At 55.3% G+C, this 25,785-nt stretch carries 22 protein-coding genes; all 22 read right to left on the minus strand.

Annotated elements, in window-relative coordinates; all coding sequences use genetic code 11:
- Positions 1–237 precede the first annotated feature (237 nt).
- Positions 238–1,311 (minus strand): ABC transporter substrate-binding protein, encoded by a 1,074-nt coding sequence (locus PXY01_RS10175; RefSeq protein WP_127569739.1) that lies wholly within the window; start codon positions 1,309–1,311, stop codon positions 238–240.
- Entirely contained in the window at positions 1,308–2,147 is an 840-nt protein-coding gene (locus PXY01_RS10180) for an ABC transporter permease (RefSeq protein WP_246027862.1), read from the minus strand. The genes PXY01_RS10175 and PXY01_RS10180 overlap by 4 nt, the downstream gene beginning before the upstream one ends.
- Entirely contained in the window at positions 2,144–2,956 is an 813-nt protein-coding gene (locus tag PXY01_RS10185) for an ABC transporter permease (RefSeq protein WP_127569740.1), read from the minus strand. The genes PXY01_RS10180 and PXY01_RS10185 overlap by 4 nt, the downstream gene beginning before the upstream one ends.
- Entirely contained in the window at positions 2,946–4,082 is a 1,137-nt protein-coding gene (locus PXY01_RS10190; protein WP_127569741.1) for an ABC transporter ATP-binding protein, read from the minus strand. The genes PXY01_RS10185 and PXY01_RS10190 overlap by 11 nt, the downstream gene beginning before the upstream one ends.
- A 196-nt stretch (positions 4,083–4,278) precedes the next feature.
- Positions 4,279–5,169, minus strand: coding sequence for a peptidoglycan-binding protein (locus PXY01_RS10195; RefSeq protein ID WP_127569742.1), 891 nt, complete (start codon positions 5,167–5,169; stop codon positions 4,279–4,281).
- Between the two features lie 144 nt (positions 5,170–5,313).
- Entirely contained in the window at positions 5,314–6,129 is an 816-nt protein-coding gene (locus PXY01_RS10200; RefSeq protein WP_127569743.1) for a hypothetical protein, read from the minus strand.
- Positions 6,122–7,207 carry a hypothetical protein gene (locus PXY01_RS10205; protein ID WP_127569744.1) on the minus strand — a complete coding sequence of 362 codons (1,086 nt, stop codon included), beginning with the start codon at positions 7,205–7,207 and terminating at the stop codon, positions 6,122–6,124. The genes PXY01_RS10200 and PXY01_RS10205 overlap by 8 nt, the downstream gene beginning before the upstream one ends.
- Positions 7,208–7,230: 23 nt before the next feature.
- Positions 7,231–9,858, minus strand: coding sequence for a hypothetical protein (locus PXY01_RS10210; RefSeq protein ID WP_127569745.1), 2,628 nt, complete (start codon positions 9,856–9,858; stop codon positions 7,231–7,233).
- Positions 9,859–9,888: 30 nt separating this feature from the next.
- Complete coding sequence (locus tag PXY01_RS10215) at positions 9,889–11,967, minus strand: phage tail protein (protein WP_127569746.1); 2,079 nt, start codon at positions 11,965–11,967, stop codon at positions 9,889–9,891.
- A complete protein-coding gene (locus tag PXY01_RS10220; protein ID WP_127569747.1) occupies positions 11,954–14,062 on the minus strand; it encodes a putative baseplate assembly protein in 2,109 nt (702 codons plus the stop codon). The genes PXY01_RS10215 and PXY01_RS10220 overlap by 14 nt, the downstream gene beginning before the upstream one ends.
- A gap of 79 nt (positions 14,063–14,141) precedes the next feature.
- Positions 14,142–17,285 carry a putative baseplate assembly protein gene (locus tag PXY01_RS10225; protein ID WP_127569748.1) on the minus strand — a complete coding sequence of 1,048 codons (3,144 nt, stop codon included), beginning with the start codon at positions 17,283–17,285 and terminating at the stop codon, positions 14,142–14,144.
- A gap of 19 nt (positions 17,286–17,304) precedes the next feature.
- A complete protein-coding gene (locus tag PXY01_RS10230; RefSeq protein ID WP_127569749.1) occupies positions 17,305–17,700 on the minus strand; it encodes a GPW/gp25 family protein in 396 nt (131 codons plus the stop codon).
- A 57-nt stretch (positions 17,701–17,757) separates the two neighbouring features.
- Complete coding sequence (locus tag PXY01_RS10235; protein WP_127569750.1) at positions 17,758–18,048, minus strand: PAAR domain-containing protein; 291 nt, start codon at positions 18,046–18,048, stop codon at positions 17,758–17,760.
- Between the two features lie 45 nt (positions 18,049–18,093).
- A complete protein-coding gene (locus PXY01_RS10240; RefSeq protein WP_127569751.1) occupies positions 18,094–18,744 on the minus strand; it encodes a phage baseplate assembly protein V in 651 nt (216 codons plus the stop codon).
- The gene (locus tag PXY01_RS10245) at positions 18,741–19,826 is read right to left on the minus strand and encodes a phage late control D family protein (protein WP_127569752.1); all 1,086 of its coding nucleotides are present in this window, start codon (positions 19,824–19,826) and stop codon (positions 18,741–18,743) included. Before PXY01_RS10245 ends, PXY01_RS10240 begins: the two co-directional genes overlap by 4 nt.
- A gap of 1 nt (position 19,827) precedes the next feature.
- Positions 19,828–20,463 carry a CIS tube protein gene (locus tag PXY01_RS10250; protein WP_127569753.1) on the minus strand — a complete coding sequence of 212 codons (636 nt, stop codon included), beginning with the start codon at positions 20,461–20,463 and terminating at the stop codon, positions 19,828–19,830.
- Positions 20,464–22,585: 2,122 nt separating this feature from the next.
- Positions 22,586–23,029 carry a phage tail protein gene (locus PXY01_RS10260; RefSeq protein WP_127569755.1) on the minus strand — a complete coding sequence of 148 codons (444 nt, stop codon included), beginning with the start codon at positions 23,027–23,029 and terminating at the stop codon, positions 22,586–22,588.
- A 21-nt stretch (positions 23,030–23,050) separates the two neighbouring features.
- Positions 23,051–23,215 carry a DUF6760 family protein gene (locus PXY01_RS23145; protein ID WP_307719375.1) on the minus strand — a complete coding sequence of 55 codons (165 nt, stop codon included), beginning with the start codon at positions 23,213–23,215 and terminating at the stop codon, positions 23,051–23,053.
- Positions 23,216–23,226: 11 nt separating this feature from the next.
- On the minus strand, positions 23,227–23,595 hold the full coding sequence (locus tag PXY01_RS10265; RefSeq protein WP_127569756.1) for a phage tail assembly protein: 369 nt from the start codon (positions 23,593–23,595) through the stop codon (positions 23,227–23,229).
- 154 nt (positions 23,596–23,749) lie between these two features.
- On the minus strand, positions 23,750–24,187 hold the full coding sequence (locus PXY01_RS10270; protein ID WP_127569757.1) for a phage tail protein: 438 nt from the start codon (positions 24,185–24,187) through the stop codon (positions 23,750–23,752).
- Between the two features lie 40 nt (positions 24,188–24,227).
- Complete coding sequence (locus PXY01_RS22785) at positions 24,228–25,160, minus strand: phage tail sheath family protein (protein ID WP_246027863.1); 933 nt, start codon at positions 25,158–25,160, stop codon at positions 24,228–24,230.
- Positions 25,161–25,262: 102 nt separating this feature from the next.
- Positions 25,263–25,772, minus strand: coding sequence for a hypothetical protein (locus PXY01_RS22790; RefSeq protein ID WP_246027864.1), 510 nt, complete (start codon positions 25,770–25,772; stop codon positions 25,263–25,265).
- Positions 25,773–25,785 lie beyond the last annotated feature (13 nt).

Raw genomic sequence — 25,785 nt, forward strand, 5'->3', positions numbered from 1 at the left:
CCTCCTCATATAATGAAGTAGAAGCTCATCAGCAGATGCTTCTAGACTCGTTCACAGCAGTTCTTTGTGCCGTGAGGTTACTATACAGACGCGCTTCAATTTAGGAAATGTTGAAATTAATTACAACTAGTTACTTTTTTCCTCCTCATCAGACCTGCACTTGCAACGAACGCAAAAACACCCCGCCGGCTTCCTCAGCCAGCAGGGCGTTCCAACATTTTATTCCGTTCCCCGTCTCTACTTGCGATGCATCTTAAACTCTAAGAACAGCTCATTGTAATGAGCAAGCATTCTTTTACCTAGATTGAGATATACTTCGAGCTTCTCGGTCATCTCCGGCGAAGGATAGAACCGCTCATCGCCGGAGATTTCCTCATCCAGCAGCTCCAGTGCATCCTTGTTCGGTGTCGAATAGCCGACATACTCGGCGTTTCGCGCCGCATGCTCCGGATCGAGCATAAAGTTAATAAACTGATGCGCTCCCTCGACATTGCGCGCCGTCTTCGGAATGACCATATTATCGAACCACAGGTTCGAGCCTTCCTCCGGTACGACATAATCGAGCTTCTCGTTCTCGCTCATAATTTCCGACGCATCGCCCGACCAGACGACGCCTGCAGCCGCCTCCTCATTCGCAAGCAGCATCTTAATCTCGTCGCCAACGATCGCCTTCACATTCGGCGTCAGCGTACTCAGCTTGCGCTTCGCCTCCTGCAGATGCGCTTCATCGGTATCATTGAGCGAATAGTTCAGGCTGTTCAGCCCGAAGCCGATCACTTCACGCGCTCCGTCTACGAGAAGAATGTTATTCCGAAGCCGCTTGTCCCACAGATCGTTCCAGCTTTTAATCTGCCAGCCGTCCAGCATTTCCGGGTTGTAGACGATGCCGACCGTGCCCCAGAAATACGGAATCGAATATTCGTTGCCCGGATCGAACGACAAGTCGAGAAACCGTGGATCGATATGGCTCAAGTTCGGCAGCTTGCTGTGGTCAATCGGAAGCAGCAGCCCTTCTTCTTTCATCTTGCTAATCGCATATTCCGAAGGGACGCTCACGTCAAATGTCGTGCCGCCTTGCTCAATCTTCGTCATCATCGCTTCATTCGAATCGAACGTCTGGTAGATCACCTTCAGACCGCTCTCTTCCTCGAACTCAGTGATCAGATCCGGGTCGATATAATCGCCCCAGTTATAAATCGTCAGCGTATTGCTGCCTGCATAGCCTTCTGAGGAATTCAGCACATGAACGCCGTACATAAGCCCGAAGGCGACGGCGAAGACAGCAATGAACATCCGAACAAGCTGCTTCATCGCTGCACCTCCGTTCCCGGCGGCCGGTTGCCCCGCTGATTAATGAAGTAATAGCCGATCACAAGCAGCACCGTGAACAGGAAAATAAGCGTCGACAGCGCGTTGATTGACAGCGAGATGCCCTGCCGCGCACGCGAATAGATTTCGACGGCCAGCGTCGAGTAGCCGTTGCCCGTGACGAAGAACGTTACGGCGAAATCATCAAGCGAGTACGTCAGCGCCATAAAGAAGCCAGCGAATATACCCGGACGAATGTACGGCAGCACAACCTTCGTCAGCACGTCGAGCCGGCTTGCTCCAAGGTCGCGCGCTGCGTCGAGCCACGTTGGACTCATTTCCTCGAGCTTCGGCAGCACCATAATGACAACGATCGGCACGCTGAACGCGATATGCGCAAGCAGCACCGATACGAAGCCGAGCTTAATACCGATCATCGTGAACAAAATCAGGAACGACGCGCCGATAATGACGTCCGGGCTGACAATGAGCACATTGTTCAGCGCCAGCAGCGTATTGCGCGGACGGCGGCGACGCACCTGCTGGATCGCAAGCGCGCCCAGCACACCAAGGATCGTCGAGATCGCCGACGACAGCAGCGCAATGACGAGCGTGTTCAATACGATAATAAGAAGCCGCGTATCCGCGAACACTTCCTTATACCAATCCAGCGTGAAGCCTTCGAAGTCGTGCATCGCACCGCCGCTGTTGAACGAGTATAGCATCAGATAAAAAATAGGCGAGTACAGCACGACGAACACAGCCATTAAATAAATATTGGACCATTTCCATCTCACGCGGGAGCGATCTGCTCCGCCCTTAGACATTGCGGTGCTCATGATGACTTCACCTCCCGCTTCTTCCGGTTACCCGTCAGCACCATAATGAGCGCCATGACGATGACGAGGAATACGGCGATCGTCGCACCCATTCCCCAATCCTGCGTCACGAGAAAATGCTGCTCAATTGCCGTGCCGAGCGTAATGACACGGTTACCTGCAATTAGGCGAGTAATCATGAACAGCGACAGCGCCGGGATGAATACCGCTTGGCAGCCCGCCTTCACGCCATTGATCGTTAGCGGGAACACGACGCGCCGGAACGTCGTCCACGGCGATGCGCCGAGATCGCGCGCAGCATCAATGAGCGACGGATTCATTTTCTCAAGTGCATTGAATACCGGCAAAATCATAAATGGAATAAAAATATAGACCGACACGAATACAAAGCTGAAGTCGGTGAACAAAATTTGCTGCCGGCCAATGCCGACCGTCTCCAGCACCGCATTGGCGAAGCCGTAAGTGCCGAACAAGCCGAGGAACGCATACGCCTTCAGCAGCAGGTTAATCCAGCTTGGCAATATAATGAGCAGCAGCCACAGCTGCTTATGCTTCGTCTTCGTGAGCAAATAGGCTGCCGGATAAGCAACCAGCAGCGAGAACGCAGTAATTAGAAACGCATACCAGAACGAGCTGAGCGTCATTCGCATATAGACTGGCGTAAAGAAGTCCACATAGTTTTGAAAAGTGAACTGACCTTCAATATCGAACAACGAATAGTAGACGACAAGCGCAATAGGCGCTACGACGAACAGCAATATCCACGCCGCATACGGGATCAAATAGAAATTACGCGATTTAACGGACATGTACAGCCTCTTCCTCGTCCGATTCCGCATCTGAATCCGCATAAGCTTCCAGACGACGGTCGAACTCTTCTTCCGTCTCATTGAACCGCATAACATGAATCGCTTCCGGATCAAAATCAAGCCCGATCCACTCGCCAACGGCCGCCCGCTTCGTCGAGTGAACCAGCCATTCGTTGCCCGCCTCGTCATAAGCGATAATCTCGTAGTGTACGCCGCGGAACAGCTCCGTATCGACGCGCACTTTCAGCTTACCGCTGTCCGGGGTTGTCATCTCCAAATCCTCTGGTCGAATAACGATCTCGACCGGCTCATTCTTGTTAAAGCCGCCGTCTACGCAGTCGAACGTACGACCAGCGAATTCTACAACATAGTCCTCGATCATCCGGCCTGGCACGATATTCGACTCACCAATAAAATCGGCAACGAACCGATTGATCGGCTCGTCATAGATGTCCATCGGCGTACCGCTTTGCTGAATCGTCCCTTTGTTCAGAACGAAAATTTCGTCCGACATCGCGAGCGCTTCCTCTTGATCGTGCGTGACGAATATAAACGTAATGCCAAGCCGCCGCTGCAGCTCCCGAAGCTCATACTGCATCTCCGTCCGCAGCTTCAGGTCGAGCGCAGACAGAGGCTCGTCCAGCAGCAAAATCTCCGGCTCATTCACGATTGCGCGGGCAATCGCGACGCGCTGGCGCTGGCCCCCGGACATCTCGGTAATCTCGCGGCTCTCATAGCCCTCAAGATTGACGAATTTGAGTGCCTCATGCACTTTCGCCGCAATGACATCGTTCTTCAGCTTCTTGATCCGCAGACCGAAAGCTACATTCTCGAACACATTAAGATGCGGGAACAGAGCATAATCCTGAAATACAGTGTTCACCTGCCGGCGGTTCGCTGGTACTTCATTAATTCGTTTGCCATGAAAATAAATCGTGCCCTCCGATGGCTCCATAAAGCCAGCGATAAGACGCAGCACTGTTGTTTTGCCGCAGCCAGACGGACCGAGCAGCGTATAAAACTTACCGCGTTCGATCTCGAAGCTGACATCATTCAGCACGGGCGTATCGTTATCGTAACGCTTCGTCACGCGCTCGAAACGAATAATCGTATTCGTGTCGCTCACCAGTCATTTCCCCTTTTATGTAACGGGATCTGTCGACCCCTGTCATATCCATACGCACTCATTATATAGGATGGGGAAATTAGTGCAATATTTAATCTTAACTCTTGGATTTGCAGGCAAAAATTACTTTAGGAAATACTCTTATAACCGTTGATTTATCTCACCAAGAGAGCGGCCGCCTTTATAGGTGCCAGTTCTACTTGCTAATAATCCAGAACTGACCCGCCTCTTTCTTGAACAGCGATTCCTTCGCCGTCACTCGGCCGTCGTGCTTCGTACCTTCGTCAATAAGTCCGTCCTTTCCGTAATGCGTATATCGCGTATTGTTGATGTTCGGGTCCAGCACGTCAATCCACCAGTCCCCGCCCTTCTTCAATATGTCGTGCAGAACAATATAATGCCCCCCGCCTGTAAAATGCCCCGGACGCATCGACGCGATTACGATTGGCCCTGGCTGCGACAGCGCGCTTCGCACTTCGTTCCAGTCAGTCGTCTGCTGGCACTTCAGGCCATAGACAGAGGCGATTCGAGCGAAGAAACCCCAAGAGGTACCGTTGTCGCTCGTTCGAAAGCCGTTGTCAAGAGCGAATTTGCAAGTAACCGGAGGCTCCACCTTATTGCCAGTCAACGTCGTAATGGCCATAGCCATACAGGTCGGTCCGCAGCCAGAAGTACCAATTGTCTGCTTCGGGTCACGATGGTTGGAATACAGCGTATGCTTCCAACGCGGGTCCTCCTGACTATAATAGCAGGGCTCCCGATCAAGCGGCACAGTCGACCCTCCTCTGTCCTCGCTGTCATCCGCCCGCTTCACGCCTTGCGAGAACAGCACCTTCCACGACTGCGGTCCGATCTTGCCCTCCGAGGCGCCAGAATTCCCCAGCCGATTCACCTTCTTGAATACATTGACGGCCCAAAGCGTATTCGGTCCGAATCTGCCGTCAGTAACGAGTGCCGAGCCGTTGGAGCCGGTATAGCCAAGCGCGTTAAGCCTTTCCTGCAGCTGCTTGACCGTCGGCTTTGCTATTCCGGGATTAAGGCACAGCACCTCGTCCGGAATTGGCGGGATGGCATTATTGTTGGACATTTCGTTATCCTCCTCTTATATAAAAAAGAAGCTTTCCTAAAGCAGCAGTTCATTCTACTAGACTTAGGAAAGCATCTGTATAACTTATCCATACTCAGAACTACGGTACTGGCGTCCGGGGGCGGTACAGCAGCCGGAGCTGCTTTAAGGAGTCTCAGCAGAAGCGGCAGCCGGTTCTTCCTTCTTCACCGATACATGAATATGCATCGCGTTCTCATACCATACCCAGTCAAAGCCGGCTTCCTTCGCTAGCTCACCGAGCCGCCCGAGCAGCGCATTGCCTGGCTGGTCATCCGATACGGTGAGATCGGCTGCCCGCCCTTCATAATGAAGACTGATTTCGTGCCGCGTTCCGTCATGCTCGCTGCCGTCATCCCATACATCCGTTGCGCGCAGCTTCCGATCGGGCCATTCCGCCTTGACGAGCTCCGCAAGACGGTCAAGCTTTTCCTTCATCCGCGGTGTCATCAAATAGTCGTCGCCATTTTTCTCCTCATCTTTAAATATAATATCAGGGTTATCATTTTTTACAAGATTATTAAATTCAGTGGAGCCTCTTATAATTTTCGCCACCATAGCACCCGAGTTGTCTTTCTCAGAAGAGGTCGGATATTTCTCATACAACGCCATAACCTTCTTGACGACCTCAGCTTTCACTGCCGGCTTATCCGACCCGCCGAGCGACTTAATGAGTTTATCTAATGGAGATGAATCACCGAGCTTCGACATATTCGATCCAAGCATCGCGCTGTACTTGTCTCCCGGCAGCGACGAAGCGACTGACATAAGAGGTCCGATGTCCCCGCCGTCGCGCAAGTATTTCAAGACTGCGCTGTTGCCGAAGCTTTGCTGCCAAGGCGCCATCTCGCTTTGAGGCGGCAGGCTGGAGCCTGGAACCGGCTGCGGCGTAAACTTAGGAGCATTGCTCTTGCCCTCCGGCTGCGCCGACTGTTTAGTCATCTTCCTTCGCCTCTTCCATCATAAATTCATCAATCCGCTTCATCCGTTCTTTCCACGCCTCCACAAATTCAGCATTCGTAATCTGTTCGCCCGGACCTGCTTGTGTATAATGCTCCCTGTCGAACGGAGTCATATTACCTCTCTGATTCGCCCCGATCGCCGCATCCGGATTTTTGTATATATTACGCATGCCATTGAAGCCTTGCTGATGGGCAAAATAAAGGTTTTGCGCGCTTTCCTCCAGCAGGAAACCATCCTCTCTTGGATCAGCAGCACTTTCCGCATAAGAGGCAGGCGCATCAGGTAGACAAGCCAGTACCGACTGCTCGCTCCGTTTCTTGTTCACCTCTTTGTTATGGGCTTGAATTCGATTCAAATTCCCTTTGGCATATATCGCGCCGACCAGCACGTTCGCTCTCGCATCGGTCTTAACATCATCCCACGTTATAGCGCGCTCCTCTCCGGAATCCGCATCCTTGATCGTCAGCGTATCGAACAGCTTCTTCATCGCTCCCTTATCTCGAACATCCTTAAATGCGCTATGTCCGATTTGCATCAGTCCGTGATAGGAGCCATTACTCTTATTCTTAATGCCGGATGATTCCACAATAATCATCTTCTCCAGCGTCGCTGCCTCGATGCCGGTCAGCTCGGATGCTTCCTCTATCGCGGCCATAATCTCCTTGTCTTTACGGATTCGCTTCCAAGCAACGAGATCATCCTTCTTCTTCTCTTCCCGCTTCGCAAGAAGAATCTCCTCAGCCGTTGGCGGTCTTGCTGCAGATGCGAACGCCTCCGCCTGCTCCACAGACAACGGCTTGCCTCCGACCTTGGACATATTAGCTCCGCTGTCCTGTCCCTCGTATCGACCAGGTGCAATGGACATTTGACCGATTAGCCCGGACTGCAAATATTTAAGCACCGCATTATTGCCATATGTCTGCTGCAGCTGCTCCGCCGTAGAAGGAGTCGCAGTTGCCGTTACGGGGGCGGGCGACGAAGCGACTCCTTTCGCCTGCTTTGCACCGGATTTCGTTTGGCTCTTCCCTGGCTTTTTGTCATGTTTCTTTTTGTTCACCGGCACCACTCCGTTCCAGCGGTTTACGATTTGCCATCCGGTTCATTCGGCTGCTCTGCTGCTTTGGAGGAACGGCGGGTCTTCTTCACCGTCTCGCTCGCCGCGCCCGTAAGCTTCGGATTGACAGCTTCCGATTCAGTGAGCCGCTCAGCCGCCGCATTCTCAATTCTATTGATATCGCCTTTAATCGTGTTATCCGTCACCCGAAGCGACGACAGCTCCTCTGCCTGCTCAATCGACGTCCGTATAATCGGCGTCCCGTCAGTCGGCACTTTGATGATTGGCGTATCGTCATTCGGCTGCTTAATGACCGACAGATCATCCACCGGCAATTTAATAATCGGGGGATTAAAATCTGTAGGCAGCTTAACAGCTGGCACATCATCAAGCTTCCCGCCGCCTGTTAAGGCATTCCCTGAGCTATACGCCGGAACGGTTACTGTTCCGGTATCGACCGTACCGGAGACTGCCCACCAGCGAACCGTCCAATCTACCGCATTGATATCCATCCTATCTCTTCTGTCTTGAATCTTAACCTGGAAGCCTACGTTCCCAGCTGCCGGATATTGCGCCATGACATAAGGCAAATCCGGTTCCATCAACGCCGCATCTCCGGTTTTGACCGTCGAGTTAAGCCGCGGAATAAAGATGGGGTCGGGCACCGTCGGAGGCGACTGATTGCCCGGTGTCTGCGAAATGGGGTTACTCTGGTCCGTCGCACCCGATAATGCAGTCTCGGCCTTAGCTTCCCCTTCGACCAGCCTGTTCGGCAGCAGCGACGTAGGCAGCCCGCCGAACGACGTCTCATCGGGGAGACCGTCCAGCCCAATGCTTTGTACAACGGACAAAATGATGCCGACATTGTTCGGAAGCGGGTGCGTTATAAATGGCGATACCCGCACTTCCCCTGGATACATCGATTGGAACACGATGCTGCCCGTTGCGATTTGTGCACCGGCCGTCTGACTTCCGCCCGTAATGTTAACGTTAATTCTTCCGTTAGAGCTATCATCGGACACGGACACTCCCGAGCCGGTGAAATTAATTTTCGTGCGGGCCGTGAAAGCCGTACCGTCCTTCTGAACGATTACCTTCTGCGGATCGGCCAGCGTGCCCGACAGGTTGTTCACATTCAGCTCATCTGTGCCGCCCTTCGCATGCGTCCCCGCATGGCTGGCCGCTGCACCACTGATCGTCACATTAATTCGACCGCCTGCTGCATCGTCCACCGCTGTGACGCCAGGGCCGATGAAATTAATTCTGGAGCGGGCAGGTAAAGCGGTGCCTTCATCCTGTACGACCACCTTCTGCGGATCGGCCAGCACGCCAGACAGATTCGTTACATTTAACTCATCCGCCCCGCCTTTTGCATGAGACGCGGCATGCGTCGTCATACCAGGAATATGAATATTCGTTCTACCGTTCGTTGCATCGTCCGACGCCGTGACGCCGGCGCCGGTGAAATTAAGCTTCGCACGGACGGTCAAGGACGAGCCCTCATCCTGCACAAGCACCTTCTGCGGATCAGCCAGCACACCGGACAGATTCGTCACATTCAGCTCATCCGCTCCGCCGTCCGCATGCGACGCTGCATGGGTCGGCAGCTGAGCAGGCCGCTGCTTATCTGCAATCATGAGCTGGAATAGCAGCTCATTATTAAATATGAAAGGACGAACCGATTCATCAATAGCGGTAATGTTGCCTTTGTTGTTAATCGTTATGGCAGCCAGCACGATATGATCGGAAGCCGGCGCATCCGCCTGTTGCTCGAAATAGCGTTCCGCCAGCAGCCGAACGATCGAGCGGTCCTCGACTACAGCCAGCGAGGATTCAACTGTAGCACCGGTCTGCAGCACGCTGTTGAAGAGCAGCTGGCCGCTAATGACGCCGCTGGTCGGCATCTCACCTGCACGCGCATAATAACGCTGCGTCCGCTCGACGCCGCCGGCGAGACCGCCGAGATGGAACGGAATTTTGTTATCCTTCCAGGCGCTTAACATCGTGAACTGGCTTGGCAGCGACTCGGCTACCTCAACAAGCGCCGTTCCGCTTTGCTGAAGCTTCGTCCGAACAGTCAGCACCACCTCGATCACGTCGCCTGGGTTAGCAAAGCGAGGCACTGATCGGTATACGATAAACTGCTCGTTCTCGAACGCGGTCACCGTCTGCCGGTAGATCGATTCCAGACTGCTTGACGCGGCCGGCTTCTCCGTCGTCAAGGTGAATTTGAACGTTTCGCGGATTTTGTTCAGCTCAATGCCATCCGTACTCGCGGTCGCATTAGACACCGGCGGTACGGGCTCCCTTGCAATTTCATCATACGAAATGGCCGCATAGAGGACGCCCCCAGCATAAGCAGGCGGATATCCTGCAAGCTTGCTAATGTCGGCGACGTCAAGGTTAGAGGCGACGACGATCTCTCTTCCGCTCGAATCAATCGCCGTCCCCGGCGTCAAGCGGATGCCCGTGCCGTCGATCTGCGATAGATGAAGACCGCCGATCACCCCCGTACCGTGGATGAGCCGGTTAAGCAGACTGCGCTTCTCGATGTAATAGTTTTGCTCCAGCTGAAAATCTTTGACCGACAGCAGCTTGCCATAAAAATAACGATTGCGTTCGAACTGCTGCAGCTGTATTGGACTGTTGGACAACACGATTACCTCCTATCATCGAATCGCTCATTATATAAGCCGCGTATCGGCGCCAAGTCCGGATCTAACATCTAATTGACCGAACGGCGTTTCGTCCATCAGCATCGTATCCCGGTCCATAATCGATTCGTCGTCGTACCGGGAGGACGGATGCGTCAGCACCGTATTAACCCCCATAAAGGTATAGCCCCCCAGGTAAATCCATGGCTGCAGCCAGGTGACATTCGCCACGGTATGAGCAGGCTGATTGCTTGCAATCATGCGCTTCACGGTCTCAAGCTCGCTCAAGCTGGACAGCTGCTCCGGCATCAGCAGCACGCTGAACCGGTAAGGATCATCGCCGAACAGCTCGACGTAAGCCTGTTTCGCCTCTGGATCGACGATATCTTGCAGCTTATAATTTTCGAGGATGATGGGAAGCTGCCCCGTGTACAGCTGAACGATGCTTTCCAAGCCTTCCTTCGTTCCGCGCCTGCGGTGAATGTCCGGCATTCCCTTAATCAAGCTGCACAGCTTATGCTCCGGCCATCCCGGGTCCGCAGCGATGCCGATCCAACCGGCCAGCCAGCGCAAATACTCGCCGGAGGCCGCATCGACATCGAGCCACCTCTGAGAAGCCGCGATCTTCCCGTCAAGCTCGGTCATGAACGTCTCAAGAAGCGATAGAAACCTCTCCAGTAAATCCCGGCTCACCGGATCTTCCTGATACACGGCCGGCATATATCGCAGATAAGATAGTCGAGGAAAATCGACCCGCAAGCCTCGTATGACAGGCGTCTCCTTATCGCTTCCGAACAGCTGCATCCGTACCCACAAATAACGGCCCGGCTCTGCCCTAATGAGCATATCCCGCGGGCTAACAGTCGGCTCTGACCACGGAAGGCTCGACAGGGCAGCCGCTTTATCCGAAGCTCGTATAGCCGGGTCCGCAATATATTCATCAAGATTCCAACGCTTCTGATCGATTACAAAATCGCGGGTATCGGAGACAAGATACGATAGCCGAACGAGAGTGTTGTCGGGAATGTCGCGGTCAAGCGCGAGCTTATGCCACCGGATCGCTGCTTCTGTGCTGTCGAAGCTTCGCGAGACGTATTCACCCTTCGAGATCGGAGATCCGCTGTCGCGGTACAATGCCGGTTGACGAAGCAGCAGTGTTACGGTCTGCGCTTCCCGATCAAATACGTACAAATTGCTGCGGCTGAACACAATACGATCCGCCGGGCCGCGATACGTCGTCAGCGGACCGATCAGCCCCCCGGAATCGCCATGGTACTGATGGATCATCGGCATCTGCAGACCTGCCGAGGGAGCCTGTTCCCCAACATAGATGACATCCGAATCGTCGACGGCAATCGATATCGGGTTCGTATTGCCGAGCAGCGGTACGCTCCAGCTCCATTCCCCTTGAGGAGAGTAGCAGGTAAGCGACTTTGCTTCCGTGTCCAATACGTAAAGCTTGCCCTTGTCGGACACGGCGGACGTCAGCCTCAGGCTGGACGCGCCATCCTCCTCCATCGCGCCAATCCAGCGAACGAATCGACCGCCGGGATCGAATACGGCGATTGGCGCTCCTTGGGCCTGCGATACGTAACTAAAGCCATTGTCAGCAGAAGAAATATCGACCGGCGACCAGCTTGCCGGGGGCCCGGACGCGGAGAACGGTGAAGGATCATCCGCTGTCCAGACCAGCTGGCCCGTTGCCTCCGCATAAGCACACAGCCGTACGCCGCCCTCCCCTGTCCTCTCCAGCACATGTACCAGTCCTGGACTACGTGACAGCTTCGTTCCGGTATCCTGCAGGTAAAGCATACCTTCTGGTTTATCCAGCCGATTAGTAAGGGGATTGTAGGCATATACCGTGCGGGACGTCTCATCCATTAAAAGCAGCATCCCGTGCGGCCCTTCCGCCACATCTGTGACGATGCCTCCGGGAGGCAGAAGCGAAGCGGAAGCAATGGTCAGCTCCGTCGCATAATCATTCGCAGATTGAATCCGGATACCGCTCTCACCGTCATCCCATACGAGCTGATGAAGCAGCCCTTCGCTCCAGCGCTGCTTCGACCGGATAATATGATAGTGAAACTCGGTGCGGTCAAGCACGGACATAACCGACTCCTTCCTGGAACGGGCGGCTGAACAGCTGCATTTCGATCTCGATCCTATGCTCGCCAGAATACACTAGCGCATTGCTGTCCATGACGAAATTATCTTGGCTGTCTATACGTCCGCCCCCTTCCGTATTGAACAGCTGCAGGCGCTGTACACTGTCGACGCCGTTCACCTTGTCGATTAGCGCGTACAGCTCCGATAAATATACGGTTCGGCCGAACGGCCATCCCGTACCTTGCGGCCCTCCCTCCAACGGATGAAGATAGCGGGTAAGCTCCGTCGAGACCGCTTGCGCCACCACATCCCCGTCATGGCCGCTATTGATTGTCACAAGTGCGCTTACCTGTACCTTGACGTATTTCGGCGCGATAACGTTGACGCGAGTCGTCAGCAGCCGGTGCCGGTTCAAGTAGCGGGACACCGTGTCGAGAAAACCGGCGCTTGGACGCGGATTCGGCCTATCGCTGTAAGGCACGACGACGACCGTAACCGCATTCTCGCCGCCGGACATCGCCTTTGCCCGCGCAACGCGAAGTCCCGGCGTCCTGCACGCCAATTGCTCGTAATCCTCGTCCGTTACGGCGCGCGTCAGGCGCCGCAGCTCCTTCACTGCTCGCGCGAGAGCATCCTCAATCGTTTCGGCGTCTGCTCCTCCGCCTGCTGGCGCAAGCTGCATGACGCTCAGCTTATCCGCAAGCTCGCCGTCACGATCGGCAAAGCGGGTAATCGAGCCCGCGCTTACGTTACCTTGCCTGCCCATCGTTCGATAATAAGAAAGACGGATATTGTTCTGATCTACTGATGCCGGAGGCACTTTGCCATATAATCCGTCACCGAAACGAACCGTACCGAGGCTGGGATCAAATACAAAATGGGAATCGTCAGGCCCTGAAGCATCCAAATCGTCCCGGCGAGTCCATTCTGACCAGCCGGACCAGCCATATAAGCGATCCGTGCCTTGCTCGAACACTTCTGCTCTCATCGGAGGTTCAAGCACGATGCCGCCGCCGTTGTATACTTCGATTGACTGGTTGCTCAGACCGTTCGATCGGCCTATATAATCGTTCTCCACATATTCGAGCTGAACGGCCGAAATCGTGTGCAGCATAATGCTGTCGATGCGCGGCGCCAGCTCGTAGCCTTCCGTCTTAACGGTACAGCGGAACCAGCAGTTATCGCCGGGCACTGTCTGAAACAGCCTCTTCACGCCTGCATTCTGCGGCGCCGCAAATATAATCCGGCCAGTTCGCATCAGCATTCCCGTTTCATCGCTCAGTACTTCAAGCCTCGACCAGCCTTCGTCAGCATGAAGATACTCCCACTCCAGCTGAGCCGACGGCGCTGCCTCGAACAGCTCGCCTTCGGCCGGCTCTGCAATAGACACCGGATAATCATCGAATAAACGAAACGTAACCGGTATCGGCGTACCGGGCTGAATTAGCTGATCGAATCCGAGATACAAGCAGCTGCCGGCCTCCGCCTTGTCGCCGAACGCCTTGAAGCTTAGTCCTTCATGACCTGCCGACTCCGTCTGATCGATGATCGCCGAGCCGGTTAACGTTACGATACGGACGAGGGAAGCGGATGTCACATATAAATCGTGCTCCGTCACGAAGCGAATATCGCCCGCTAAGAGCGGCGTTCCTTGAGGGACGAGCAGCTGCGTCGCATACTGCCTCCCTTGATCCAGAGAATCATTCTCTAGAGCGCTCTCCTCCTGTACCCTTACTGAGCCGGCCTCGCCAGCAAGTGCATCCGTATCAACCGCCTCTTGGCCGGCCATTGCACCTGAAGCAGCGTTCGCCGCCTCCTTATCCGCCTTCCATACGAACGTAACCTCCACTCTTGCAGGCTTGGACGGGGCCGGACTTGTACCGAGCAGCTTCAAATATTTGCGAATATGATCGTCTCGGACTTGATCGAGATAATAGCGCTGTCCTTCGGCCAGCCAAGCGAGCAGCTCCAGCATCATAATGCCGGGATCGTGGACGTTATAATCGGTCCATTCCGGCGCATAACGGGGAATTTGCTTCTTGGCATCCTCGATAAGCTGCGCAAACGTCTTATCGTCCAGATTCGGAATAGGAAGCATGGCGGACACCTCTTCGTATTGATAGACAATCAGTTAAAATCCACTACTCCAGGCGGCTGGCAAGCTGTCATTCATCAGCTCATCGGCTCAGCGTTCGAACAACGACCTGATGCATCCCGCTATAAATAAGCAAATGCTGCGATAATGCGGCCGTTGTCTGCTGAGACGGATTGATGATCGTTTCCTGTCCTTCCGCATCGCGTATCGTCATCTCGAGCCTGTCTACATATTCAAGGCCCGGAACACTTCCGAGCAGGACGTAGAGGTCGGACAGCGCCGGTATCCGTCCGAATTCCCATCCAGTTCCGTCTGGTCCCCCCGACAGTGGATGAAGGAATGCCTTCAATCGGCTAAGCGACTCCCTCTCCGCCTCCGGCACCGCTTCAATTCCGGATGTCACCAGTACGGTGTGCACCGATACTTCCGCATAAGCCGGACCGCGAATATGAATATGAGACTGTGCCGCAACAACGTTCGCCGCATGCTTCCGAATATAGTCTGCGACCGTCTGCTTAAGTGCAGCGCTTGGCTGCGGCAGCCGCTCAGAAGACTGCGGGACGATGAGCAGTGAAATATGGCCGGTCTGCGATTGTCCTTGCTCGTTCACGTTCGGCAAGCATTTCACTCGAGCGATGCCTCGGGACGCTTCGAAAACAAGGTTCTCGTAATCGGCTGCCGTCACCGCCCGGAACCGGTGACGGATCATAAGCGGACCGCGTTGTTGGGCCGCCGCGATATCTTCTGTATCGTAGCCGCCGCAAGCAGCCTCCGGATTGACAACGCCGTCCACGTAGGCGATGGATGATTTCAGCATCGCGATCGCTCCGGCCTCTACATTGCCTCTTACGCCGCCGCCGCTTCGGTAGCTCAGCTTTACGTTGTTCGTTCCGATCGGGGGCACCTTCCCATGAATACCGTCGCCGAACCGGATCTGGCCTGTCGTTCGGTCGATCGTGTAGCAGCGCTCGTCTGCACCCGCCTCCGTCAGCGTATCCTTCGCCGACCAGCGGACCCACAGCCTGATGACGTTACCCTTGTCGTCCTTCTCTTCAACGATGACCGTTCCCGTATCTAGCAGCAGCTGCCGCTCACGGTCCGAAATTGACGATAGCTCGTCAACATATAGCTCTTCCTCTATAACCGGCGACTTCGATACCGCGAAGACAGCTCCCGGCGTTCCACGGGAAGAGCCGATGATCTCATCATGGAAGCTCTCCGCCTGGTCGACAACCGTCGTGTTGCGGTAAATCCCTTGCACGATAGGAGCCGGGGCCGCCCCCTTCTCCGCTGACCCCGCCGTTCGGAATACGCCAAGCGTGTCGACGGCGCGCAGCCAGTACCGGGATTGGCCGAACAGCTCGGATTCCTTCCAATCGGGCAGACCAACGAATTCCAAGCAGCCGCTGCGCGTCAAATGATACGTGCCGTCGACAGCATCCAGCTTCGCCCAGCCGGAGCCGCCGCGCTTCTCCGAGTAATACTGCCATTCCACGATTGGATGGAGGTCAGGATCGTACACTTGGTCAACGAGCGACAAATAGATGCTGATCGGCCCACGCAGCGGCGCTCGGTCGAAACCGATGTACATCGCCTGCTTGTCGTCCAAAGCATCGGCTGATTCCAGCCAGCCACCGCGATCTGCTTCACGGTAACGAAGGCTCCGGTATTCCAGCGCCTGCTCTGGCGTCGCCTCCGCTGCGAAGCTAATGGTCACATCCCGAATAAGCAGCAGCTTGCCGGTAACCTCCAGCTTGTTCTCCGAAGGAAGCGCGTAAAGCCTGCACCGAATCCAGAAGCTCTCTTGGCCTTGTACAGCGGTCGGCGCAGCGTCATCGGCATTACGGAATGTCAGCCGGAACCGCCTGGAGTTGCTGTCATATTCGCTTCCAATACGTTCTAAGCGCAGCCAACCGCCTCCGTTCCAATACTCCCAGGACACTTCACGGGTGACGATATCGTGAACCGAAGCCGAGGCGCCCGCCCCTTCCCGCTCCTCTTCTTCTAGGACGAATGATAATGTAAAGGTCCCGTTCTTTTTAGACAGGGCATCCATGCTCGAAATATACAGCATATCTCCCGTCCGCGGACTCGCTCCGAACAAGTAGAAGGCTTCGCCCTCTTCGACCGGATTGTTGTTGCTGAACATCAAATCCGGCGAGACCTCGTCTCCTTGAACAGCGATTCGCCACGCTCCATCCAAGTATCCGGCCGCTGCTGCCAGCTTCGGCGAGGACAACGAGGCTGGCTGTATCTGCGAAACAGAGCCGCGAAGCCAGCGACCGAGGCGGCCATTCACTTCCGTCCTGCCGAGCTTCGTTCCCGGCTTCGCCCGCAAACCGTCGTCCGTATGCTGCAGGTCAATCCAAGCACCGTCCCAGTACTGCCAACGGATGCGGATATCCCCCTGTACTTCAGCAGCCCCTCCTTCTTCACTTTTGCTCCGTATCATTCGCAGCGCGGAGCCAGAGCCGCAGCGAAGCAGGTCTTCATGAGCCAAATAGATATAATGCTCCTGCTTGTTCAGACCATCGAACAGTTTAAATACCGTAACGCGGCTCACTTCCGTGCCGGCGGTATAATCAGCTTGAAGAGACGATGTCAGCGTGACCGTATAGTCCTTCGCACGCAGCACCTGGACATACTCGGCTCCGCCGACCAGCAGCAGATCGCCGGGCTGCAGCCCCTTCGTATTGTCGAGCATTAGCACGCTATCACCTTGTGCAGCTGGCGATACGATTACCGCCCACAGCGGCGAAACCGGCTGCTCCGTCATTGCGGGGGGAGCGGCGTAGATCGCATCCGCTCCGGCCGTTACGCACAACAGCTCAGTTATCCTAGCCGGCGTGGCCAGCATCGGCTTTCTCGTCTCGAAGATAATCGGCTTGCCGCCGTCCGATGCCGGAGCCGCCACTTGCGTCTTGGCGGGAATAAGCACGGTATCCTTCACGCCAGAGCTGAGCCGGAACGTGACTGGCGCCTTCGCCTGTGTTGCCGGAAGCAGCGAGACGCCCAGCATGCTAAGAAACGTCAGTAAATTTTTGTCCGGTACCCGATTCAGACGCTCCAGCGTATCTACATACTGGCCAGCGAATATGCGGATGACAGCCGCAGCAGGATCGCGTTCATTATGCGCATTCCATTCCGGCACATAATAGGGCGCCAGCTCCAGCAGCTGCTCTATAATCCGTCCAACGTCCCTTCCGTCGATTAGCGGGGCGCGCATCGTCTCACCTTCCTAGCGGCTATCCTTCTCGCAAGTAAAACGGATAGACCAGATTGTATTCATTATTCGTCGACCGGACCCGGTACCGAATGTTAATCATCAGCTTGCCAACCGTCCCCCGGTCCGGCGTCACCTCGACCGCGATTGCATCAATCCGCGGCTCCCACCGTATGAGCGCATCCCGGACGCTCGCCTCCATCTGACCGATGACCGATACGCTCATCGTCTCAAATATAAAGTCATGAATGCCGCAGCCGAAGTCAGGACGCATGACGCGCTCGCCCTTGGCCGTGAACAAAATAATGCGGATCGCTTCCTGAATGTCCTCTTCGTCCGAAGACAGTGCGAACGCTCCTGATGCTGGATCAAGCGATACTGGAAACTTCCAGCCTGTACCTAAAAAAGAATTTGTCATAGCTATCGCCACCTTGCGCTCATTTGCGATCATTGTGGAAGCCATGCAGCACTGCCGCTATCCGATCAGCACCGTCGGCTCGCCCATGACGATAGCGTTCGGTCCGCCAGCTTCCGTAATACTGTCGCCCATTCGAACGGCGGGCAGCCCGTTAATGAATACGGTCGCGCTTCCCGCAGCAACAACACCTCCGACGTGAGGATTTGGTGTCGCGAGCGCGCAAGCATGAAAATCGGAGCCCGCGCGCCAAGCCGGTTTGCCGCCAATCAGCACATTCGAGCTGCCCGGTCCCGGGCCAAGCGGCGTGCCGTGGCTCGTAGCGTCTCCCACTCTTGCAGCAGGGGGCATAAGGCTTCCTTCCTTTCGTCCACTGTCTGAATGATTGCGTTACTCTTAATTAATCTGAACTACCGCGCCTTGAATTTTGAGCGTGCCTCCCGATTTGAGCGTCATCGACGCATCCGCTTCAATCTGGACCATGCTCGATTGAATAGTTACCTTCTGACTGCTTTTGACCGCAATTTCGCTGCCGGCTCCATCGATGACGATGGAATTGCCGCTAGAGTCCATGAATTCGAGCTTAGGCCCTCCAGAGCCATCGATGAGCGTGATCGTCTGGCCATCCTTGCTCTTAATCGTAATATTCTCCTTCCCGTCCGTATCATCGAGTACGATCTCGTGGCCGCTTCGCGACTTGATGACACGCTTATTGTTGCTGCCATCATCGTTGCTGCTTGGCGGCGCATCCTTGCCGTTCCATAACGAGCCAAGCACGTATGGATGGTTAAGGTCACCGTTCTCGAACGCGACGAGCACCTCATCGCCGACCTCTGGCAGGAAATAAATGCCCCGCTCCTTGCCGCCGCCCGGCACCGCCACTCTCGCCCAATTGCTTTCATCCGTTGCGCCGCGCCACGGGAACGTGAGCTTTACGCGCGCCAATCCATCAGGGTCCTGATTGTTCGTCACGATCCCGACCATGACTCCTTGAATGCGCGACCTGTCCTGGCTCGGCTCGAGAATGCCTTCAAGATTCATACTCATATCGTGTTCCCCTTCACCTTAAAGGTAGTCCGGTAGCCGGACGTATCGATGCTGTGGCTCGTTTCCTCGATGTAATACGCCTTGCTGAACATCGCTCCGAGACCTGCCAGCTCGATGCGCATACCCGGCAGCAGATCAGGGATGCCGATTGACTCCGCGCTTCCGGTTACGAGACCTTCCGCCTGCTTGTTCAGAATCGCCTTGGCGATCTGGTCTGCCTCAGCTTGGGAGCTTACCGGACGACGGACGGTCTGCACCACTTTGCCCCCGAACACCTGCTTCATGTAGTCACCGCCGCTTTTGCGGCCTTTGCTCGTATCAGCCGCCCATTCGTCGCCCGCTTGCGCCTTGCCGACAATCTCCTTCTTCTCCTTCAAGTCCCAGCCCCGCACCTCGACCTCGGTCACTTGACCAGTGAGATTAACTTCGGGCCGAAAGCTGAGCAGCGACTTGCGCCATTCCAGCTTGACGAACGGATCGGCTTTCATCGCAGGCTTCTTAAAAACGAGCTTGTCGCCGGAGACAAAAAAATCGTAATAGTTTTGTTCGGCCAGCTTTTTGAGAAATTGATAGTCACTCTCCCCTTCCTGCTTCGCCAGCTTCAGATAGGTGACCGGCGTATCCTCGCAGTCCGCCTGCAGGCTGTAATCGCCCGCAATAGCAGAAGCAATGTCGCTGTGCTTGATGTCGTCCCACGATCTAGCCTTGTTCCCTTTCATCATCGCGTAGGTGGCATCATAACCGCTGACGGTCAAATGAGGAGAGCCCGATTCGGCAAAATCGACCGAGACCGACGTAATGACGCCGACAAGCATCCGCTTCATCTCTTTGGCGTAACCGAGCTTAATTTCGATTTTGCTGCCGAACGAGAATAAGTCGGTTACACTTCGCAAATCCTGACGTACCGGATCGAATACGTCCTCGACCGTGAACGAGAAATATCCCGCTTCCGTCAGTGAATGCTCGACGCTAATGCCGGCAATAACCAGCCCTTTGCGCAGCAAATCCTCGCCTTCGAGAGCAATTTCGAACCTCGGCGCGTAGAAATTGAAATATTTCTTCTCCAGTTCCGCGAACTCCATCTTAAGCCTCCACAGGAGGAATGATTAACGTTGTGCCAACCGGCAGCTTTCTCGGGTCCGCAATGCCGTTCGCACGGGCGATGCTCCGCCACCGGCCGGGATCACCGTATTCCCGTGCCGAGATTGCCCACAATGTATCCCCGCGTTTAACCGTCACCTTCTTCGTCTGATCCGCCTGATTCGTCGTCTGCTGCTGCTGCTCCGTCATCGTCCGGTATTCCCGGAACGTGACGCTGAGCGTCGCCCGGACGGGAATGCCGGAATCGAGAAACATCGTAAACCGCTGCGAGGCCCGTTCAAGAACAGCCTTGAACTGCAGCTTGCCCCAAATCACCATGCATACCGGAGGCGCATGCAGATCTGGATGAATGTCGAGCAGCCCTGTTACTTGACTCGTATACTGCCGGACGTCGACGCCTCGCTCATATGTATCGAAGAAGAGGTCCATCGTCAGCGTCTGACCGCCGCCGCCGATAAATTGGGTGACAGGCGCCGGCAGGCCGGGTATGACCGTGCTTTGCAGTTGATTGCTCTTGTCGATCGAATACTCCGCTGGGTTAAACAACACCGTCACGGCTTCGCCTTTCTTGTTGCCATCGTAATCAAGCGGCTGTATCATCGCCTTCTCCAATGCCATGCGCGCACTCTTCTCCTTTAATCATCTAAATAACCGGGTGTGCCTCCTTATCGAGGCTACAGCCCTCGCCGTTCCTTCGCGATGCGAAGCTTCCGCTCCAGCAGCCGATAGACTTGCTCCGTCAGCCGCTTCAGCTCGGCATCCGTCATCGCCGCACCAACGCTGGCGAGAGGTGCTGGCGGATGAGCGCCATTGTGATGCGGCCGCCCTGCCTGCACGCCTGACAGCGCTCCGCCTCCGCTTGGCGGCCTGCTCTCCTGCGGCGCTTCCACGCTGCGGCTTGGCGCTTCGCTTTCACCCGCCGACGGATGCCGCAGCTCTGCCGACATCAGCGTCGTATGTGGAGCGGCAGGGAGACGCTGCGGCGTTATAGACGCTGCGGACGGTAGTGCTGTCTGCATTGCCGGTCCAACGGTCATTAATGCCGGAAGCAGCTGTGATGCGGACCGGCTGCGTTCCACTGAAGCAGCTCGCGGCGCGGCCGGAATGTCAGCAAGCCGCAACGCGGCGTCATGCAGCGGGAGCGAAGGCTGCTGTATGTCAGCCGTTGGCGATAGCCGCAGCGTGGCCTGCTGTATGCCTGCCGTCTGCGATAGCCGCAGCGTGGCCTGCTGTATGCCTGCCGTCTGCGATGGCCGCAGTGTGGCCTGCTGCATGCCAGCCGTTGGCGATAGCCGCAGCGAAGGCTGCTGTATGCCAGCCGTCTGCGATAGCCGCAGCGAAGGCTGCTGTATGCCAGCCGTCTGCGATAGCCGCAGCGTGGCCTGCTGCATGCCAGCCGTTAGCGGCAAGGCTGTCTGCAAGACAGACTGCGCGTTAGGTAGCACGGTCAGCAGTAGTAAGCTTCGTTGAGTGGGCAGCCACCCTCGCGAACGATCCACTTGCCGGTCTGACAGCGCTATTAGGCTTGCTTTTGTTAAACTATGGAAGGGGCTTGCAGCATCGTCCTCAGCAACAAGCGGGATTGGAATCGGTTGAGCACGCACGAAACGTAATGTTACTTCATCCCTAATCAACTGGTTGGACTGCATTAGTCGTTCATTACGATCCCGCTCCATACTTGGTACTAATGCAGCCTGCATTTGTGCACGATTGAAGGTCACGCGATTCTCGTTCATCCCGCTGCTGCTCGTCCAGCGCTCATTACCACCAATTCCGTGAATAGATGCTTCGTCCATGCTTGTCCGGACCGGCCGCTCTTGAATCCAGCCGAACCCCCCGCGAGCATCCTGATGCACCAGGCGTTCGAATACATCTAGATCCGCTATCGCCTTGACGCGAGTAAGGGCATCTTTGTTCAACACCGCTCTCGTCGGCAGAGCAGATGCAATGATCCGAGCCTGCACGGATGACTTGGACAACAGAATCGGTTGATCGACTTGTAGAACAGCTGGCGAACGTCCAAACCCGCTCGCTGGCTGGTTTACAGCAGCAGCCGCGTTCTCCTCACGAACTCGAGCTCGCTCGTCCCGTCTAACATCGCGCCCCCATAACCGCCCGGCCCCCTGACTGCGGGCTGGCATTACGCCCTTCGCGCTTTCGCGGAACTGCAGTCGCCGACCTGCCTCCGCTGGCAGTTGAACAGCTGCTGGCTCTGCAGTTCCAACGCCGGACGGCTCCAACCGTGCATGCTGCAAAAGAACATTTGCAACCGGAGATAATAGGCTCCGCAGCTGACCAGCCCGTAACGTTATCCCCACGTTCCGTATCTCCCTAACGAACAGAGGAGCAAGACCGGGGCTCGTAGGCTGAAGCGTTCTGCGGCCGAAATCGGATCGGGACGGCGGGACGGCTCCTTCCAGCCATGCCCGGTCTATCCTCATTCCATCCGGTATTCGATCAGCTTCGGCTATCAAGAGATACAGCGGCGTATTCATGCTCCTCCGCGCCGCACCCGCCTCTTCCATCCGTGCGGACGCAGAGCGGAAGCTCACAGCCGTCTCCCTGACGATCAGCGTCCGCTCCGTCCACCGCTCCACGATGCGCTCGGCGGGCGCCTGCTCTTCCGGACCCATCCAATAGATTAATGCGGCCATCACCGCGGGTCGACTCACTTCTCCCGTATGCTTCGCCATCAGCCCCGCAGCGAAGCTCGGATCGGATACGAGCTTCAGCCGCGCTGTCATATCCCGTCTACCGTCAAGCCCTGGTGTACGAGCTCGATCGATTCGATCGCAACCCCGCTGCTGTCCGCCCTCAGCTCTGGACCCGACCACTTCACCGGATATGCGCCGGCGAAATTCCAACGCCACGCCTCGTTGCCGTCCGCATCCAGCAAAATAATCGAGCCTTCGCGCCGCTTGGGCAGCCAGCCCTCCGAAGCAGCCTTGAACCAAAGGTAGAGCTCATCCGAATCGGTAATGCCGCGCTTTAATATTAAATTCGATTGCCGCGTTATTCGGGGAAGCCGATGGATGTACGTATTAACGCCGCCCTCCCGGTACTCCTCCATCTCGATCTCCGCTTCGATTCCATGCACTTCACTGAACCCGCCGGCGATTACCCCGTCGAGCTCGATCAGAAACCGGAACCCGACAAGCGGGTCCCTCCTTGCTCCTGTCGGCATGTACCGCCCCTCCTGCACCGCTTATGTTGCAAAAATATTTTTCGGCTCCTTGCTTGTCTTCTGGTGTATCCGCGATATTTCATCGCACCAGCGCCGCCGCTCCCGATGATCCATCCCCATAATGTCGTCGTGACTCCAATGGAAGTAATACGCAATAAAAGCGACCTCTTCATAGAGACGATCGATCGGGTAGCCGCTTAATACTCCCCCGCAGCAGCAATCTCCAAGTGAAAGTGATGCTCACATTTCGGACATTCCGCCTCAATAGATGCGCCGCCATCCTCGTTGATCCGTTTATAAAAAGCCTGTAGATAAGCCAGATCAGACGAGAACAGCCCTTCGATCACAGCCGGATTAATAACCTGGAGATCGCCGAGCTTCGTAATAACGCGTGATAATAAAATAATGGTCAAATAAGCTGGGTTCTGCTGAACACGCGGGTCCTTCAACGGTAAAATCTCATCCGCAGCCGTCGACAGTCTCATGATGCCATGCCGGTGCAGCGTCCCTTGCCGATCGACGTACCCTTTCGGAAGCACAAATTCAAACTCCGTCTCAAAAGCCATGATGATTTCATCCTCTCGATTAATATATAGGTTCATAATCTGTGCGTTCGAATAAATACCCGCAGCCGGGACCAGCGCCTAGAATGCTGCTTCCGTTAGAATGCAGTCTATCTTGGCTCAGGTCCCTGCCGCCATCGAGTGATCCATGACCGTTCTAGCTTTCGCGAACCATACCCTCATGCGCAATTTCAAGCGACTCAATGCCGACCTCACTGCTCTTCGCGCTGAAGTCAGGCGCATCGTATTTCGTCGGCCAAGCATTAATAAAGTTCCAGCGCGATTTGTCGCTGCCCGTCTCATCGACGAGTACGATCGAAATATTTTTGCGCTGTACGTTACCCTTTGTCACTTCGTTATACCAGTTATAAATCTCCATTGAATCGGTAATGCCCCACTTCAGGCTGATGTTCCCGTACTTCGTCAAGCCGCTTAGCTTACGCATCGTCGTCGGCTCGTTCCCCTCGCGATATTCGACAACATCAACCGTAGAATCAAAGCCAGACACATCCGTAAAGCCTGCCTGCTGCAAGCCGTCGATTTCAACCCGGAACCGGAAATTGCGGTAAGGATCCCTTCTTTGACCCGTTGCCATCGCTTGCTTCCCCCTAACGAATAATGAATGAGTTCATAAATTATTGAGAATCAGCACTGCCGGACAGCTGTGCGATTCGGAAGATGACGAATTCGGCCGGACGAACAGGCGCTACGCCAATTAATACGATTAAGCGGCCGTTATTAATGTCGTCCTGCGTCATCGTGGAACGGTCGACCTTCACGAAGAACGCTTCCTCCGCTTTGGAGCCTACCAGCGCACCATCGCGCCAGATCCGCGTCAAAAACTCGTTAACCGTTCTTCTTACGCGCGCCCACAGCTTGTCGTCATTCGGCTCGAACACGACCCATTGCGTGCCGTTATAAATCGATTCCTCCAGGTAGATGAACAGACGACGGACATTGACATACTTCCACAGCGGATCGCTGGACAGCGTTCTGGCTCCCCATACGCGAATACCGCGGCCAGGAAATGCACGAATGACGTTAACGCCCTTCGGGTTCAACAGATCCTGCTCGCCCTTCGTAATCTGGAACTCCAGATCGACGACGCCGCGAAGCGTATCGTTGGCCGGCGCTTTATGTACGCCGCGCTCAACATCGGTGCGGGCATATAGACCTAGCACATGACCGCCTGGCGGCACGACCTGCTGCATGCCGGTATCCGGGTTCACAACCTTCACCCAAGGATAATAGAACGCCGCATATTTTGTATCCTCGATCGTATCGCGCGGATTCAGCTCGCTAACCTTCTTCTGCCGCTCCGAATCTAGAACGACGAACCGGTCCTTCAGCTTCTCAGCATGGCTGATGAGAGCCACCGCGAGTCCGTTAACCGCCAATGCATTCGGGGAATAGAGAAGTGAAATATCGTCGATTGCATCCAGCGCCGTCAAGCCTCGGCGTTGACCTGGCTGGTCGATATCATCACGGATGAAATCCGACAGAACGAGCTTCTGCTCATCATCTTCCTCCGTGCCATAGTCGGCTCCGCCATCCAAATAAGTAATCACGCTCGCATCCGGCAGAAGCACCGCTTGGTCCGGCACAGCAGATAGGCGGATCAGACTGGAGCTGCCATTAACCTTCTTCGCATAATAATCCGGGGAGTCCGATTAGATCGATACATTATCGTATTGCTCGGCAGCAGCTGGACGCGGCAGCGTCTTCGTATCCGTCTCCGGGTCATAGGCTGTTTTGGGAAGCTTGCGCCAATAGTAGACTGAAATTTTGAACGTGTCGGCCGCCGTGCCTTTACCGACTTTAACCGCTACTCGCTCGCCCCATGAGCCTGCACCGATCGCTTCGACCAAGAGCGCATCGTTGCCGCCTTTCTTGAGCGTCAGCTTAGCGGTGCTCGCCGCCTTGCTCACGACTCTGGCAATATAGGCGCGCTGGCCGCCATTATCGAAAAAACCTTGAACAGCATATGGCAAATAGGACGTGTCGCTGTAGCTGCCGAACTTCCGCTGATAGTCCAGCCAGCTCGTTACGAGCTCCGGCGTCGTCGGCCCCCGCTCCGTCTCACCCAAAAATCCCGCGGTACTCGTCGATACCCCTTCAACGGGCTTGCTGCCGATTTCAATTTCTTCCACATATACGCCTGGGGACAAATATTCCGGCATGGTCATTTCCTCC

It is taken from the genome of Paenibacillus xylaniclasticus, assembly GCF_004001065.1.
Lineage (GTDB): Bacteria > Bacillota > Bacilli > Paenibacillales > Paenibacillaceae > Paenibacillus_T > Paenibacillus_T xylaniclasticus.

Excerpts from the sequence above, each read along its gene's own strand:
- PXY01_RS10175 (WP_127569739.1), bottom strand. The coding sequence starts at position 1,311 with ATGAAGCAGCTTGTTCGGATGTTCATTGCTGTCTTCGCCGTCGCCTTC.
- PXY01_RS10180 (WP_246027862.1), bottom strand. The coding sequence starts at position 2,147 with ATGAGCACCGCAATGTCTAAGGGCGGAGCAGATCGCTCCCGCGTGAGA.
- PXY01_RS10185 (WP_127569740.1), bottom strand. The coding sequence starts at position 2,956 with ATGTCCGTTAAATCGCGTAATTTCTATTTGATCCCGTATGCGGCGTGG.
- PXY01_RS10195 (WP_127569742.1), bottom strand. The coding sequence starts at position 5,169 with ATGTCCAACAATAATGCCATCCCGCCAATTCCGGACGAGGTGCTGTGC.
- PXY01_RS10200 (WP_127569743.1), bottom strand. The coding sequence starts at position 6,129 with ATGACTAAACAGTCGGCGCAGCCGGAGGGCAAGAGCAATGCTCCTAAG.
- PXY01_RS10215 (WP_127569746.1), bottom strand. The coding sequence starts at position 11,967 with ATGTCCGTGCTTGACCGCACCGAGTTTCACTATCATATTATCCGGTCG.
- PXY01_RS10220 (WP_127569747.1), bottom strand. The coding sequence starts at position 14,062 with ATGCTTCCTATTCCGAATCTGGACGATAAGACGTTTGCGCAGCTTATC.
- PXY01_RS10225 (WP_127569748.1), bottom strand. The coding sequence starts at position 17,285 with ATGCGCGCCCCGCTAATCGACGGAAGGGACGTTGGACGGATTATAGAG.
- PXY01_RS10230 (WP_127569749.1), bottom strand. The coding sequence starts at position 17,700 with ATGACAAATTCTTTTTTAGGTACAGGCTGGAAGTTTCCAGTATCGCTT.
- PXY01_RS10235 (WP_127569750.1), bottom strand. The coding sequence starts at position 18,048 with ATGCCCCCTGCTGCAAGAGTGGGAGACGCTACGAGCCACGGCACGCCG.
- PXY01_RS10240 (WP_127569751.1), bottom strand. The coding sequence starts at position 18,744 with ATGAGTATGAATCTTGAAGGCATTCTCGAGCCGAGCCAGGACAGGTCG.
- PXY01_RS10245 (WP_127569752.1), bottom strand. The coding sequence starts at position 19,826 with ATGGAGTTCGCGGAACTGGAGAAGAAATATTTCAATTTCTACGCGCCG.
- PXY01_RS10250 (WP_127569753.1), bottom strand. The coding sequence starts at position 20,463 with ATGGCATTGGAGAAGGCGATGATACAGCCGCTTGATTACGATGGCAAC.
- PXY01_RS10260 (WP_127569755.1), bottom strand. The coding sequence starts at position 23,029 with ATGCCGACAGGAGCAAGGAGGGACCCGCTTGTCGGGTTCCGGTTTCTG.
- PXY01_RS10265 (WP_127569756.1), bottom strand. The coding sequence starts at position 23,595 with ATGGCTTTTGAGACGGAGTTTGAATTTGTGCTTCCGAAAGGGTACGTC.
- PXY01_RS10270 (WP_127569757.1), bottom strand. The coding sequence starts at position 24,187 with ATGGCAACGGGTCAAAGAAGGGATCCTTACCGCAATTTCCGGTTCCGG.
- PXY01_RS22790 (WP_246027864.1), bottom strand. The coding sequence starts at position 25,772 with ATGCCGGAATATTTGTCCCCAGGCGTATATGTGGAAGAAATTGAAATC.